Consider the following 15573-nt stretch of genomic DNA (forward strand, 5'->3'; position numbering starts at 1 on the left):
CGAGCGCCCAGGGCGCCACACGCGTGCACAGACTGTCGGTTCGACGTAGAAGCCTCAGCCGTAGCAACGGATTGCCCAGCGAGAGATCGCCGCGGGCGGATATTAAACTGCAAAGACGAGCGTCGGTAAGACACGCCGAGGTCGCCGCGGACGGGCTGATATAGGGAGAGGGCCTGACCCCATATCGTTGGGGCCAGGCCCGATTTTGCCTCTTGACAATGTCCTGCTCATATTAAAAGGAACGTCCCCAAGTGCCAAGTGCCCAATGACTACTCAACAACCACGGCAACACCGATGTTATGGCAGAGTCAGCGAGCGGGTCGCATTTGAGACAAGGTGACGTGAAACGAAAGGGCGCTGACCTTCTGGTCGCGCCCTTGAAGTTGAACGTCAGATTGTCCAAATGCGGCCCGCGCAGCGTCGAGCCGTTACGCGGTTCGTAGAACCGCGTAACTAACAAATGAGCATGGCGTCGCCAAAGCTGAAGAAGCGGTAGCGCTCCTCGATGGCGGCGGCGTAGGCATCCATGATCTGGTCGCGGGTGGCAAGCGCGCTCACGAGCATCATGAGCGTGGAGCGCGGCACGTGGAAGTTCGTGATCAGCGCGTCGACCACGTGATAGGTCGAGCCGGGCATGAGGTAGAGCTGCGTTGTCGCGTTCTCGCGCACCACGATGTCGCCGCGGCCGAGCGTGTCGGCCCCGTCCTCGCGGCCCTCAAAATAGCGCGCCGTCACAGCCGGATCGGACACCGGCGCGTCCGCGTCAAACGCGCTCTCGAGCGAGCGCACCGCGGTGGTGCCGACGGCGATCACACGATGACCCTCGGCCTTGGCCTTGTGCACGGCGTCGACAACTTCCTGCGACACGTGGTAGCGCTCGGTGTGCATGACGTGCTGCGTGGGGTCGTCCTCCTCCACCAAGCGGAAGGTATCGATGCCCACCTCGAGCTCGACGGCGGCAAACTTCGCACCCTTGGCCTCGATAGCGGCCATGAGCTCGGGAGTAAAGTGCAGACCCGCCGTGGGAGCTGCAGCCGAGTGCTCCTCCTTCATGGCGTAGACGGTCTGGTACTTCTCGGGATCGCCCTCGTAATCGGTAATGTAGGGCGGCAGCGGCACGTGGCCGGCAGCATGGATGGCCTCGTCGAGCGTGCGCGGCTCGCCGGCGGCATTGCAACCGGCCGGCTCAAAACGCACCAGGCGGCCGCCGCGGCTATCGGTGACAAAGTCGATGACCTCGGCCGTCAGCACCACGGGAGCCCCCTCGGGCGCATGGGCGCCACCGGCGCGATACTCAATCTGAGCACCGGGCTTCAGGCGCTTACCCGGCTTGACCAGGCACTCCCAAACGTGGCCCAGCGGGTCAACATCTTCGCGGCGCTTGAGCAGCAGCGTCTCGACCACGCCGCCCGAGCCCTCCTTGCGACCGATCAGGCGGGCCGGCATCACGCGCGTCTTGTTGATGACGAGCACATCGCCAGGCTCGATATAGTCGATGATGTCGCGGAAGATGCGGTGCTCAACGGTACCGCCGTGCTCCAGCGGCGTTCCCGCCTGGGAGCCCTTGCGATCCACCACCAGCAGGCGGCAGGAGTCGCGCGGCTCGGCAGGAGCCTGGGCAATCAGTTCCTCAGGAAGGTTGTAGTCAAAATCATCGGTACGCATAGACACGTCGGATACTCCTTATATAGCCAAAGTCCGTTCTACATCCTAGCAGGCTGCCAGCTCAAAAGAACTACTTTTTGGACGCTTTGCGCTCGTCGCGGATGCGAGCGCGGTCCATGGCCGCCTCGACGGCCGAGAATCGGCAGCCGCAGTAATTCTGCCGATACATACCCAGCTCGCGCGAGCGACGCGTCGCCTCGGGGTAATACGGGCGAAAATCGCGAATCACCGGGGTGAGCCCATGTGCCGCCGCCAAGCGCTCGAGCACGTCATTGCAGGTGTCGAACAGCTGATACGGCGAGACGGCGAGCGTCGTGCCCACAAACTCAAACCCGCGCTCCTGGGCCACACGGCACGCCTCGGCCAGACGCAGGGCATAGCATGCGCGACAGCGACGGGCTCGATCGGCGCCCAGCGGGGCCACGCCGGCCTCCCAGCGCTCCCGGTCCTCCCCCGCTTCGATAAGCTCGATGTCGCCATCGGCACACCACCGGCGCAGCTCGTCCAAACGCCGCTGCCATTCATCGTGCGGCTGAATATTGGGGTTTGTCCAGCAGATTGTGGGCTCAAACCCTTCCTCGCGCAGCAGGCGGACCGGCTCAAGCGAGCACGGCGCACAGCAGGCGTGCAACAACAACGGCTTCATCGACATCTCCTCACCCGAAAAAGCGCACGCCGAAGGACGTGTCCTCGCAGGCGACAATGCGGCGGTCGCGCAAAATGGTCCGCACGTAATACCAGTCGCCCACACAGCCCGACAAATGCAAGCCGGTCGCCAGGTAGCACAGCAGCGGATAGCCCGAGAACGCAAACCCCAGGGCAAACGCTGTCGTCACAACAACCGTCGGTGCCAGGCAAACTGCCACGTACCGCCGGCGCGAATACACCACGCCCTCGGCGCAGGCATAGATCATCGCCGTCTCGCGATTCGCCCCAAAGGTCACCTTCGCGCCCACAGGCGCCAGCAGCTTAAAAAACACACCGTGCACCAGCTCGTGCACGGCGAACGACGCCATTGAGATCGCAGCCAAGCCGACTATCCAGCCCACGACCGTGGTCCAGCCGCCCGCGTCAGCCGCATCCAGGTCCGCGGGTCCGCCCAGCAGCATAAACACCGGCACTAGGCACACGGCAAATGCGCCAAGCACGGCCATCCCCCACACAAAGCAGGCGTGCAGAAAATCCTCGTCTTCAAACGCATGTATGTTGGAAATCTCATTCATAGCATCTTAGGATAGCGCCCCTGCCACGTACCCGTCCGCATGTGCGATAATGTCAAACGATATGCACGAATTGACCACCGCGCCGCCGAGCCCCACGCCCGGCTGCGCTCTCACCATATGCGAAGGAGTCCCATGGCATCCAAATACTCCATGAACGACCGTCCCAACTGGCCTCGCCGCGCCATCGTTACCGCCGGCGAGCCCTACGGCAACAAGGGCCTTCACTCTGGCCATGTTGGCGGCGTCTTTGTCCCTGCCGACTTCTTCGCCCGCTTCCTGCGCGACCGCCTGGGCCGCGAGAACGTCATCTTCACCTCGGGCACCGACTGCTATGGCTCGCCCATCATGGAGAGCTACCGCAAGCTCAAGGAGAACGAGGGCTACGACAAGTCCATCGCCGAGTATGTCGAGTCCAATCACTCCCGCCAGGCCGCGACCCTCAACAACTACAACATCAGCTGCGATATCTACGGCGGCTCGGGCCTTGAGCCGGCTGCGCAGATTCACAACGAGGTGACCGCCGAGATTATCGAGCGTCTGCACGAACAGGGCACCATCTCCAAGCGCTCCACGCTGCAGTTCTACGACGCCAAGGCCGGCACGTTCCTCAACGGCCGCCAGGTGATCGGCCGCTGCCCCATCCAGGGCTGCAAGTCCGAGAAGGCTTATGCCGACGAGTGCGACCTGGGTCACCAGTTTGAGCCCGAGGAGCTCATCGCGCCCAAAAGCCAGCTCACCGGCGAGGTGCCCGAGCTGCGCCCGGTCGACAACCTCTACTTCGACCTGCCGGCCTACCTCGACTTTATGAAAACCTATACCGCCAAGCTCGCCCAGAACCCGCAGGTTCGCTCCGTGGTCTCCAAGACCATGGAAGAGTGGCTGCTGCCGGCCCAGCTCTACATCCAGAACAAGTTCCGCGAGGCCTTCGATGCCGTCGAGGATCAGCTTCCCGAGCACACCGTGCTGGAGCCCGAGGGCAACAAGAGCAGCTTTACCGTCACCTTCCCCAGCTGGAAGGAGCGCGACGATGCCCACGCGGTGCTCGCCAACGGCGGCGTGCGCTTCCGCAGCGGCAAGGCGCTCGTACCCTTCCGCATCACCGGCAACATCGACTGGGGCGTTCCGGTGCCCGAGGTCGATGGCGTCTCCGACGTCACCTGCTGGTGCTGGCCCGAGAGCCTGTGGGCTCCCATCAGCTATACGCGCACCGTGCTCGCACGCGATGCCAAGGCCGCCGGCGTGACCGAGGGCGTCGCCGCCCAGGATGCCGCCCTCATGGGCGAGCCCGCCGCCGATTCCACGCAGGTCCCCGCGCCCACCTACCAGCACAGCTCGCTCGACTGGCGCGACTGGTGGTGCTCGGATGACGCACAGATCTACCAGTTCATTGGCCAGGACAACATCTACTTCTATTGCATCGCGCAGACCGCCATGTGGGAGGCCCTGGGTTGGAACCTCACGCAGAGCACCGTCAGCGCCTGCTACCACCTGCTCTACATGGGCAAAAAGGCAAGCTCGTCCTCGCAGACTCCTCCCCCGCCGGCAGACGACCTGCTCAACCACTACACCTGCGAGCAGATGCGCGCGCATTGGCTGTCGCTCGGCCTGTCCGAGAAGCCGGTGAGCTTTAGCCCCAAGGCATACGACACCCGCGTGACCGGCAAGGACAAGGACGGCAACGAGGTACACGCCTGCGACGACAAGCGCGTCATCGATCCGGCCCTTAAGGAAAGCGCCCTTTTGACCGGCGTCTTCAACCGCCTGGCCCGCAGCTGCTTCTACGGCGTCGCCGTCAAGGAAGGCGACGAGAGCCCGTACCGCAACGGTTGCATTCCCGCTGGCGCCGCCTCGGCCACCGTGGTCGAGGCCGCCGAGCAAGCCGCCCTCGCGTTTGAGCAGGCCATGTACAAGTTCGAGACGCACCACGCGCTCGCTGTGTGCGACGACTACCTGCGCGCCGCCAACAAGCGCTGGAGCGATGCCTCCAAGGCCGCCAACAAGCTCGAGGGCGAGCCGGCCAACGCCGCCATGACGCAGGCCCTCGTCGACGCCTTTACCGAGCTGCGCGTAGCGACCGTGCTCATGCACGGCATCGTGCCGGCCGGCTGCGAGCTCATCTGCGAGTACTTCGACGTTGACCCGGTCGCCTTCTTTAGCTGGGATAACATCTTTGCCTCCACGGATGAGTTTGTGGAGAGCCTGGGCGAGAAGCCCGGCGAGCACCGCGTGAAGCCGCTGCCCCCGCGCTTCGACTTCTTTAGCAAGCACGAGAGCCAGTACTAAAGCACGCCAGCAGCGGCGTGCCCGGAAAGTAGTCAATTTGGGACGGGAAGGAAAGACGGATGTCCAAGCCGCGTCGTCGTAAGCAGAAAAAGCAGGTCAAGGCCGAGCTCAAGCTCAGGCAGTTTGCTGCTACCGAGCTTTCCGACCAGCTTGCCGCCCTTCCCTGCGCCGCCGACCTGCCGCGCTTTATGGTCGACACGGTCGCCGGCGCCTATGCGCCCGCCGATGCCAAGCTCATGATCGAGGGCTTCGGCGCCGCGGCCACACGCCCGGTCACGCTGCGCGCCAACACGCTCAAGGCGACCGCCGAGGACATCGCTGCGGCGCTCGATGCCGCCTGCATCGCCCACCAAACCGTTACCTGGTATCCGGACGCCTTTATCCTGCCCGAGGCCCAGGTTTCAGATCTGTGGGATCTCGACATCTACCGCGACGGCAAAATCTACCTGCAGAGCCTGTCATCCATGATGCCGCCGTTGGTCCTGGGCGCCCAGGCAGGCGAGGACATCCTGGACATGTGCGCAGCCCCCGGCGGCAAGACGACGCAGATCGCCGCCCTCACCCAGGGACAGGCGCACCTCACCGCCTGTGAGATGAGCATTCCCCGCGCCGAAAAGCTCGAGTCGAACCTCCATCGCCAGGGTGCCAAAAACGTGCCCGTCATGCGCATCGACGCACGCGAGCTCGACGAGTTCTTCCGCTTTGACCGCATCCTGCTCGACGCTCCCTGCACCGGCACGGGCACCGTCATCAGTGGCAACGAGAAAAGCCTGCGCGGCCTCACCGAGCAGTTGCTGAGCAAGTGCGCCCGCTCGCAGCGAGCACTTCTGGACCGCGCCATGGGGGCCCTCAAACCGGGCGGCACGCTCGTCTATTCCACTTGTTCGATCTTGCCGCAGGAAAACGAGGACGCCCTGCAAGAGGCCCTCGACAAGCATATGGACTGCGAGCTTATCCCCCTCGACGGCACGCCAAGCGAAAGTGAAGCACGACGCACCCAGGACGCCGGCGAGGAGCCGCATATCGAGAGCAACGCTCTCACCGAGGCCATTGCCGCGGGTCAGGTATCGGCCATCGTCAACGGCCTGCCCGGCACGCTCACCATTCCGCCTAGCCGCGACTTTGAGGGCTTCTACATTGCCCTGATCCGAAAACGCAGCTAGCGCACGGATCCAAAACTCAACAAGCTATCTCTGTGCGCGTTTGCCCTGCTGGTCGCGATGCTGTTTAAGCATCGCGCGCTCCTTGCGTTCGGCCCTTTTGCCCTTAATGGCCGTGACCACAAAGTAGATGACCGCGGCGGCAACGATTGCGGCCACACACAGGCCGATCGAGCCAAACATTGCTGTCAATTCCATACCGCGTCACCTCTCTTTTAAACGGGGCTTTCAAGATAGCACCTCGATACCCGCCACCACAGCTCCTTCACGTTCGCCGGCCCTTCGGTCTAACGGATGGCGCGGCGGGGAAAAATCAACTCGTCAAACGATTTAGCATTCGCAATTCCGGCTGCATCGCGCCGGCCATCATCACATAGAATCGAGCCTCCATGGATACCCTCAACGATCTAAATGAGCGCGTCGACGCCTTCGTCGGCACCAGCTCCTTCGACACGCCTGCGGCGGCAAACGACCAAGCTCCCATCGATGTGCCCGCCGAGGTGCACGAGGACATCGTCGCCTCGGTCGATTTTTCCGAGGTCGAGCTTGCAGACGAGTTCACCGAGCCCCAAATAGCCGTCACGCCCAACGGCCTGCTCCCTATGGAGCCCCTGCCCATCGACGGACGCCTGCGCAAGGCTGCCCTTCGCATGCCCGACGAGATCGAGGAGGCCAGCGGCTTCACGCTCTTTGGCCGACGCATCAAGTCGCTCATTTACACCACCGATGTCGCGGTTATCCGCAACTCCAACGCCGACGCCGTCTTTGCGGTCTACCCTTTCACGCCGCAGCCCGCCATTACGCAAGCGCTGCTGACCGTCGCCGAGTGCCCGGTCTTTGTAGGCGTGGGTGGCGGAACTACGACCGGTAAGCGCTCCGTGCAGATGGCAGCCGTCTCCGAGATGCAGGGCGCGGCGGGCTGCGTGGTCAACTCCCCCGCTACTGCCGAGATGGTCGAGCACATCACCAACATCGCCGACATCCCCGTCATCGCCACGGTCGTTCGCTGCGACGACGATGCCCACGCCAAGGTGCGCGCTGGAGCCAAGATTCTCAACATCGCCGCCGGCAAGAACACGCCCCAGGTCCTACGCGAGCTGCGCGAGCACTATCCCAACCTGCCGCTTATCGCGCCGGGCGGCAAGACGCCCGAGAGCATTCGCGAGACCATCGCCGCCGGCGCCAACGCCATCATCTGGACACCGCCTTCGGCCCAGCAGCTACAGACCGACATGATGCAGCGTTATCGCAAGATGAAGGAAGACGCCACACCTGTCATCTCGCGCGACGACGTGCCCATTATCGACCAGGTCGCCGCCGCCGAGGTCAGCCAAGTCGAGAACATGAATCCCGATGTGCCGATTCCCGACGAAGTCATCGAGCGCGTCGCTTCGATCCACGAGCGCGTCGAGGAGCATCGCGCCAACCGCGGCCTCAAGCCGTCACTGCACGGCTTTTTCTTCCGCGGAAAGAAACGCTAGCAAAACATCTTGGCCCGCCCCACAAACGTGAGGCGGGCCGTTTTCGTTTGAGCAATCATGCAGCGACGTGATGGGGCAAATTAATCCACGCGCTTGTCGCCCATAAAGAAGAGCGCCACCGTACCAGGTCCGGTATGCGAGCCAATCAGAGTACCGATGTCATTGATCTCAATCTTGCCTTTAAGCTGCGGAACCTGTTCCTCAATCAGCGCCGCGACCGCCTCGGCATCCTCGCGGCACGCCGACTGCGACATGATGCACTTACCCGAATAATCTGCACCGTCCTGTACGTGTGCCATCATGGTCTTAGCCATCTCGGAAATCGCGCGCTTCTTAGTGCGAATCTTCTCACGTGGCGACAGCTTACCTTCGCAATCGACCGTCATAAGCGGGCAAATCTTAAGCGCCGTGCCGATGATCGCGCTCGCGGCCGAAATGCGACCGCCGCGCAGGTAGCTCGACAGATCGGTCGAGAAGAACCAGTGGTGCAGGTTGAGCTTGTGCTCCTCGATCCAGGCAGCCGTCTCGTCGAGTGAAGCCCCACTATCGCGCACATCGGCGGCATATTCCAACAACAGGCCAAAGCCCGAAGACGCCGCCAGCGAATCGATGACGCGCACCTTGCCGCCCTCGGGATAGCGATCCGCAAGCATCTGCGCCGCGACGCAGGCCGATCCATACGTGCCCGAAATACCCGACGACAACGTCAGGTGCAGCACGTCTTTACCCTCGGCAACAAACGGCTCCCAAAACTCCTCGTACTCACCCACGCTCACCTGAGACGTCTTGGGCATGGCGCCCGCGGCAATCTGGGCAAAAAACTCGTCCGGCGTAATCGACTGATACAGATCGTCCGTATAGACAACATCGTCGATCTCGTAATGAAAACACACGACAGGGATATTGCGCGACGCAAAGAACTCACGGGTTCGATCGGCGGCGGATTCACAGGTCAGGACAAAATCACTCATATGAGGCTCCTTACTCATTGCTGCGCAAATTATCGCACAGTGAGCCTACATGCGGTACATATGTCCACTATTTACCAAATCGAACCAAAAATAGTGAACATCTTTACCACCATCGTCTCCACCGACCCGACGCATAAATATCTGAGAAAACACCCTCTGTCGTCTCCACCCGACCAACACATCTACCTTCACTAAATCGATTTACCAAACCGTTCAGCCGACAATTCAGCCGCTGGCGCAAAATCGAAACAAAAGCGGCGCATACTGGTAAACGTTTGACGCTGTTTATCAGTTTTACCAGCCCCATCGGAAGGTGTTTCATGGTCGCATTCGATCGCAACCCGCAAGACTTCAAGTATCTGCGCCTGCTGTCGAGACAGTTCCCCACCGAACAATCCGCATTTACCGAAATTATCAACCTCTCGGCCATCCTCAACCTACCCAAGGGCACCGAGCATTTTATGAGCGACGTGCATGGTGAGTACGAAGCCTTTATGCACATCCTCAACAACTGCTCGGGCGTCGTGCGCGAACATGTCGACGAGATCTTTGGCGACACGCTCTCCTTTGACGAAAAGGGCGAGCTGTGTACGCTCATCTACTACCCGCGCGAGAAGATCGACCTGGTCCGCAGCCGGCGCGAGGACTCGCCAACCTGGTACAAGACGATGCTTGACCAGCTCATCATGGTCGCTCGCTCACTTTCAAGCCGCTACACGCGCTCCAAGGTGCGTAAGGCCATCCCGCGCGACTACGCCTACATCATCGACGAGTTGTTGCACACGCACCCGGACGAGAACAACTATCGCGTGCGCTATCACGAGCGCATCGTGGAGTCCATCCTAGAGACCGCCAGCGCCGACGACTTTATCGAGTCGCTCGCCTCGCTCATCAAGCGCCTGGCCGTCGACCACTTGCACCTGGTGGGCGACATCTTCGACCGCGGCGGCGGCGCGGCCAAGATTATGGACCGTCTGCTCACCTACCATTCGCTCGACATCCAGTGGGGCAACCACGACCTGCTGTGGATGGGCGCTGCGGCCGGTGAGCCCGCCTGCATCGCCACGGTGTTGCGCAACAACCTACGCTACGACAACTACGAGATCCTGGAGAACGACTACGGCATCTCGCTGCGTGAGCTTGTCGCCTTTGCCGATGCCACCTACACCGCCGGTGAGTCCATCACCCCGCTGATCAAGGCCATCAACGTGCTGCTCTTTAAGCTCGAGGGCCAGATTATCCAGCGCCACCCCGAGTTCGATATGACCGACCGCCTGTTACTCGACAAGATCGACCACGACACCGGCACGGTCACGCTCGCCGACGGCAGCGTGTGGCCGCTCACGACCAACGACTTCCCCACCGTCGACCCGGCGGACCCCTATACGCTCACGTCTCAGGAGCAGCACATCATCGACAAGCTCGTGTCCGAGTTTGTCACCGCCGATCACCTGCATCGCCATATCGATTTCCTCTATTCCCACGGCTCGATGTACAAGGTCGCCAACGGCAACCTGCTCTTCCATGGCTGCGTGCCGCTCAACGAGGACGGCACCTTTAGCAGCATGAACTGCCTGGGCACCTGGCACGCTGGCCGTGATTATCTCGATTTTTGCGACCACATCGCCCGCCGCGCGTGGCGCGTGGGCGACCGCGATGCCCTCGACTGGATGTGGTACCTGTGGATTGGCTTCAATTCACCCGCCAGCGGACGCCTGGTGCGTACCTTTGAGCGCGCCTATATCGCCGATAAGAGCACCTGGGTCGAGCCGATGGACCCGTACTTTACGCTTACCAAGTCGCCCTCGGTCTGCGATGATATCATGCGCGAGTTTGGCGTCGCGCCCATGGCATGCTCGCCGACCGGCCACATCATCAACGGCCACACGCCCGTTAAAACCACCAAGGGCGAGCAGCCCATCCGCGCCGAGGGCAAGCTGCTGGTCATCGATGGCGGCTTCTGCCGCGCTTACCATCCCAAGACGGGCATCGCCGGCTATACGCTCATCTCGAGCTCGCGCGGCTGCCGCCTCAAGTCGCACCGGGCCTTTACGACGGTTGCCGAGGCACTCACGCGCAACGTGGACATCGAAAGCGAGACCAACCGTTTTGACCAAGCGGACCGTCGCCGCATGGTGAGCGACACCGATACTGGCGCCAAGATCCGCAGCCAAATCCAAGACCTGCGTCAGCTGCTCGATGCATATAGAAACGGTGCTATCGAGGAGCGCGCCTAGCACCACCCGCGGGGATTGGCTAAACTTGCTGAGTTTGTCATCCCCGCGGCGCTTCGGCGCCAGCTTAAGGCAGGTACCATGCAAAAGCTCCTTGCGCAGATCATGAAATTTGGCATCGTCGGTGTCATTGCCACGGTTATCGACTTTGGCATTATGAATCTGCTCCACTACGGTCTGGGCCTCAACATCCTAATCGCCAACACCAGCGGCTTTATCATCTCACTCATCTTTAACTACCTCGCAAGCATGAAGTACGTGTTTGCGCACAAGGAAGGCATGAGCCGCCGCCGCGAGTTCATCATCTTTGTCGTGCTGTCCGTGATCGGTCTGGCACTCAACGACGGCATCGTGCTGGCGCTCAACGCCGGCCTGGGACTCGAGGCCAATATCGCCAAGATCTGCGCCACCGCGCTTGTCATGGTCTACAACTTTGTGACCCGAAAAATCTTCCTGGAGGGCGACGAGACAAAATAGCTCGAAACCCCTGCAGCATTACGGCGCCCACGGACGACGCGCACTCAGCGCAGTATCGTCCGTGGGTGTCGCTCGTTTACGGGCAAATTTTCAACGTTTGCGGATTAGCTCTTGAAAATTTGGCGAGTTCATATAGTTATTGGCAAAGACCTTACGTTTCCCTTGTAAAAGCTCTAAAGTATCCTCTGCTCGATTCATCAACGCATTGGATGTGATTACGTGCGCAAGGCGCTGGCACAACCTCATACCAAGCAGTTCCTCAAGTTTGCTGTCGTGGGTCTTATCTCCTTTGGCATCGACTGGGGCATGCTCATTGCGCTCGTCGAGCTATTCCACCTCGACTTTTTGATGAGCACCACGGTTTCGTTTATCACGTCCGTCGTGGTCAACTACTGGCTCAGCATGAAGTACGTGTTCGACCACCGCGAAGGCATGAGCCGCAAGCGCGAGTTCACGATCTTCACCATCCTGTCGGTGATCGGCCTGGGCCTCAACGACCTGTATATGTTTGTGGGCGTCACGTTTTTGAGCATCGGCTACCAAGCCATGAAGGCCATCGCCACGTTCCTCGTCACCTGGTACAACTACTTCAGCCGCCGCTTCTTCCTCGAGGGCGCACGGTCGTAGTTTGTTCGACATTTGCTTGAAGGTATAACCGGTTGGAATTCCCGTTCCAACCGGTTTTTTGTTTGCCGAGAGACCCGGCGACCCAGTCCCATTCGCATGAAAAACGGGCGATCCGGATGTTGGTCCGAACCGCCCGTCTGGCGCACTATGTCGAGGCCTCTAGCCCGTTACGTAATACCAAACGACGTTGTCGCCATTGGAGAGAACGTAGTTACTGCAGGCCGTCATGGGCGTTGTGCCGTTGACGGAGTACATCCAGCCGCTCGTGCCGCCGTACTGTTTCTCGGCCAAACCACCAATCGCAGAAACATACGTGCCGTACGATGAGCCGTGTGCGTTGACAGAAAGGCCCAGCGCGCACAGGGCATCGTAAACGGTGGCGCCTTCGTTAAAGGTAAAGGTGCCGCCAGAGGACACGGGATTGCCCACAGCGCTCGATGTGACCGAAACCGTCACCGTAACGTAGTTGGACTCCTGTGAGCCGCTTTGGCTGCCCGAGGAGGCGTTTCCACCATTAGAGGATGAGGCTCCATCAGACGACTGGCCACCGCCCGAAGAAGCACCGCCAGACGCATTGGAAGTATCACCGGCTCCCGTATTTTGGGCAGCGGATTTATCGCCAGACTTCTTGCCGCCCCGGTCCTCGGACTTCTTGCTATCCGAGTTTTTGTCCGATTCCTTGTTTGAAGACTCGGAATCGTCCTTGGCGTCGTTCGAACCCTTGGGCTCGTCTTTTGCGTCATTCGAAGATTTGGAATCCTTGGAACTAGCCTCGCCCGAAGCGGCAGACGAGCCAGACCCCTTGGTGTCCTTGGCGACGACGCTCTCCCCCGTCACGGTCTGAACGATCCAGTCGATGGACCAGGCGCCGCTCTCGGAAGGATGGACGAAGCCCAGCGAGACGACGATCAGAATGGTGCACGCGGCAGCAAGAACGCCAAGGAGCGCCTTGCGACGAGAGGCGGACGCCGCCGAAGCGGCGCCCTGTTGCTTTGCATCGTCGAACTGAATGAACGAGGAATCTGGTTGCTTGGGGTCAGCGTCCTTGGATTTATTGGACACAGCCCTCACCTACCGACGTTTGGTGAACACGAACACGCCGACGATGGCGAGACCGATGACGCCGGCGGCAACGCCAACAATGGCGAGCGGGTTGGTGCCAGTCTCCTGCTCGGAAGCACTAGAGGACTTCTTAGCAGTGGTCGTGGAAGCAGCACCCGTATCGGACTTGGAATCGGACTTCTTGTCGGACTTCTTGTCGGACTTGCTGTCCTTCTTGTCAGACTTCTTGTCAGACTTCTTCTCGTCCTTCTTATCGGACTTATCGGAGTCCTTCTTGTCGGACTTGTTGTCCTTGGTCTCGGTCTTGGTCGACACCGTCGTCTTGGTCGTCGGCTTATGACCCGGGGCGACAGCGCCGCCCTTCGAGCCGGAGCCGGAACCCGTGCCAGTGCCAGCGCCAGTGCCGGAACCAGTACCGGTACCAGAACCGCCGCCGCCATTCGAACCAGCGCCACCATTACCGCCAGGGTTAACGGCATTCTTGGTCCACTTGGCATACAGCGTCAGGTCGGCCGTCACCGCAGCGCTAAAGTCATACGCCTTTGTGCAGGCAACATCGGTGTACCAACCGGCAAAGGTGTAGCCCTTGCACCGCGGCTTAGTCGAGGGCTCCGTCGCCGCTTTACCTTCCTTCACGCGTTGAGAATCGGGCATCGCCGCATCCTTACCGTTGGCGTCGAACGTCACGGTATAGCGTTTGACCCTTTGGCCATTACCCTTGACAGCAAACAACTTGCCCGAGTCATTGACATAGTAGAGTGAGCCATCGGATCCGACCGAAATGGAAGCCATGCAGTACTGCTGGTCGCCCGCCGCGGGCGTATAAAGCAGCTCGGCCTCGTCGTCGCCAATACGGTAGCGATAGATGCCGCCCGGGTTGTTGTTAGACGTAAAGTAGACGTACGTCTCGCCATTCTGGACAGAAACAACCGGCTGCGACTTTACGTCACCGCCGCCCGAAGTCCCCTGGCGAATATAGCTGCCGTCCGCCTTGCAAATGGAATAGTCCACAGCAAGCGTCTCTGCATCAATCACTGCAAGCTGACCGTAGTGATACGTGTTCTTATTCGTGTAGCCGTCCATAAAGGATTCGGTCGATGCGCCTCCGACCACAATCTTGCCGTTGGCCAGCACCGGCGTCGAGGTCGAGCTGCAACCAAACGTCACCTTGCCAAGCTCGGAAAGCGTTCCGTCCGTTCCAACCGATAGCTTATGCAAAACGCCATCGGCGCTCACGACATAAGCGATCGATCCATCGACCAGCACCGTCGTACGCACGCGCTCGGCAATCTTGAGCGACGCAACGGTCTTTCCAGTTTCGGAGTCGACCGTGCTCACCGTACCGGAATCATCTGCGATGACGCCATAATTGCCCGAGAACGCCAAGCCGGCCCAGTAATAGCCCTTGCTGTTCTCGTTCTTATGCTGCCACATAACCTTGCCATCGGAGATGCGCACGCAGAGCAGGTAGCCGTCGCTCGAGTCGGACCAGCTAGCCGATGCCGTCCCAAAGTAGGCAAAGCCGTCACGAACCGTAATGGACGCAAGGGACTGCTGAGCACCATCGGGGCCAGCAGGCAACTCATCGGTTACCCAAACTGTCGCCAGAGCATCAACCGTCAGCGCCTGCAGGCGACCGCTCGAAAGCGGCACGAGTATCACGCCACCGGTGTATACCATACGCGAGGTCGAATCGATCTTTGCCGCCAAAGGCGATTCGGCAACGGTCTCACCCGTGTCGACATTTTTCTTGAGCAGCTTGGAACCAACGGCCACGTAGAGGTAGTCACCGACCAGCAACGGGTCGGAAATACCCTTGCTCCATTCGTTCGAGCCCTTGAGCTCGCTCACCCATTTTGCCTCAGCGTCCTTCGTGGGCACAGGAGCGTCGGTTACTTTGTCGGCGCTCGTATAACCAGGCCAATCGCTATCCCAGTTAGGACGTGCGGCACCCGGGTCAACAACAACACTGTCGACGCCAGGCACAGTATCGCCGGGAGCAAAAGCCCAGACGATTTTGTCGCCAGACTTGAGCACGTAATCGCTATCGAGCTGAGACCCAGGAACGCCGTTGACAAAGAACGACCATGCACCCGACAGCTCGGTGCCATCAAGCGGAGATACGAGACTATAGACGCCCCAATAGCCAAATTGGTCGTACATTTTTGACTTTATGCCAAGGGCATCGAAGTAAGCAGCAGAGGCATCCTTAATCGGCGTGCCCTTAGCAAACACCTGGGTCGAAGGGCTCGTCCAACGCTGAGCTATCTCGGCCTTTTTGCCAATAATCTCCATCGTGACGGAAACCTGCTCGGGCGCGGGGTCGCCGTACTTCGAGTAGCACCAGACGACGGAGTCGCCGTCCTTGAGCGTGTAGCCGCCCGCGCCGG

13 protein-coding genes are annotated in these 15573 nt (G+C 60.6%); 6 read left to right on the forward strand and 7 right to left on the reverse strand.

Annotation, left to right across the window (positions count from 1 at the left end; genetic code table 11):
- Positions 1-453 precede the first annotated feature (453 nt).
- The 3 genes from queA to ABHU32_RS03170 all read right to left on the reverse strand — a co-directional run bounded on the left by queA (position 454) and on the right by ABHU32_RS03170 (position 2888).
- Positions 454-1665 carry a tRNA preQ1(34) S-adenosylmethionine ribosyltransferase-isomerase QueA gene (queA, locus tag ABHU32_RS03160; protein ID WP_346978981.1) on the reverse strand — a complete coding sequence of 404 codons (1212 nt, stop codon included), beginning with the start codon at positions 1663-1665 and terminating at the stop codon, positions 454-456.
- Between the two features lie 70 nt (positions 1666-1735).
- Positions 1736-2311: an epoxyqueuosine reductase QueH gene (locus tag ABHU32_RS03165; protein WP_040359283.1), complete on the reverse strand. Its 576-nt coding sequence runs from the start codon at positions 2309-2311 to the stop codon at positions 1736-1738.
- A 10-nt stretch (positions 2312-2321) separates the two neighbouring features.
- Positions 2322-2888, reverse strand: a complete 567-nt coding sequence (locus ABHU32_RS03170; protein WP_346978903.1) for a DUF3267 domain-containing protein — start codon at positions 2886-2888, stop codon at positions 2322-2324.
- Between the two features lie 132 nt (positions 2889-3020).
- Here ABHU32_RS03170 and ABHU32_RS03175 point away from each other — a divergent pair, with 132 nt between their 5' ends.
- Both ABHU32_RS03175 and ABHU32_RS03180 read left to right on the forward strand, forming a co-directional pair.
- Complete coding sequence (locus tag ABHU32_RS03175) at positions 3021-5171, forward strand: class I tRNA ligase family protein (protein WP_346978905.1); 2151 nt, start codon at positions 3021-3023, stop codon at positions 5169-5171.
- Positions 5172-5230: 59 nt separating this feature from the next.
- A complete protein-coding gene (locus ABHU32_RS03180; RefSeq protein WP_346978907.1) occupies positions 5231-6334 on the forward strand; it encodes an RsmB/NOP family class I SAM-dependent RNA methyltransferase in 1104 nt (367 codons plus the stop codon).
- A gap of 24 nt (positions 6335-6358) precedes the next feature.
- Here the strand turns inward: ABHU32_RS03180 and ABHU32_RS03185 are convergent, their stop codons facing one another.
- Positions 6359-6529 carry a hypothetical protein gene (locus tag ABHU32_RS03185; RefSeq protein WP_156327664.1) on the reverse strand — a complete coding sequence of 57 codons (171 nt, stop codon included), beginning with the start codon at positions 6527-6529 and terminating at the stop codon, positions 6359-6361.
- Between the two features lie 191 nt (positions 6530-6720).
- Between ABHU32_RS03185 and ABHU32_RS03190 the strand changes: the two genes are divergently transcribed.
- Positions 6721-7812, forward strand: coding sequence for a beta/alpha barrel domain-containing protein (locus tag ABHU32_RS03190; protein ID WP_117770607.1), 1092 nt, complete (start codon positions 6721-6723; stop codon positions 7810-7812).
- Between the two features lie 80 nt (positions 7813-7892).
- On the opposite strand, the gene ABHU32_RS03195 is transcribed toward ABHU32_RS03190, so the two are convergent.
- Positions 7893-8783: a DegV family protein gene (locus ABHU32_RS03195; RefSeq protein WP_055285769.1), complete on the reverse strand. Its 891-nt coding sequence runs from the start codon at positions 8781-8783 to the stop codon at positions 7893-7895.
- 320 nt (positions 8784-9103) lie between these two features.
- Here ABHU32_RS03195 and ABHU32_RS03200 point away from each other — a divergent pair, with 320 nt between their 5' ends.
- The 3 genes from ABHU32_RS03200 (at position 9104) to ABHU32_RS03210 (ending at position 12121) form a co-directional block, all read left to right on the forward strand.
- Positions 9104-11020, forward strand: coding sequence for a fructose-1,6-bisphosphatase (locus tag ABHU32_RS03200; protein ID WP_346978909.1), 1917 nt, complete (start codon positions 9104-9106; stop codon positions 11018-11020).
- Between the two features lie 78 nt (positions 11021-11098).
- A complete protein-coding gene (locus ABHU32_RS03205; protein WP_346978910.1) occupies positions 11099-11494 on the forward strand; it encodes a GtrA family protein in 396 nt (131 codons plus the stop codon).
- 219 nt (positions 11495-11713) lie between these two features.
- A complete protein-coding gene (locus tag ABHU32_RS03210) occupies positions 11714-12121 on the forward strand; it encodes a GtrA family protein (protein ID WP_022095123.1) in 408 nt (135 codons plus the stop codon).
- A gap of 159 nt (positions 12122-12280) precedes the next feature.
- Here the strand turns inward: ABHU32_RS03210 and ABHU32_RS03215 are convergent, their stop codons facing one another.
- Positions 12281-13183, reverse strand: coding sequence for a DUF4430 domain-containing protein (locus ABHU32_RS03215; protein ID WP_346978911.1), 903 nt, complete (start codon positions 13181-13183; stop codon positions 12281-12283).
- Positions 13184-13192: 9 nt separating this feature from the next.
- The coding region (locus ABHU32_RS03220; protein WP_346978912.1) for an InlB B-repeat-containing protein at positions 13193-15573 on the reverse strand (2381 nt) is incomplete at its 5' end.

The sequence above is a fragment of the Collinsella aerofaciens genome (assembly GCF_039758965.1).
Taxonomy (GTDB): Bacteria; Actinomycetota; Coriobacteriia; order Coriobacteriales; family Coriobacteriaceae; genus Collinsella; species Collinsella aerofaciens_BR.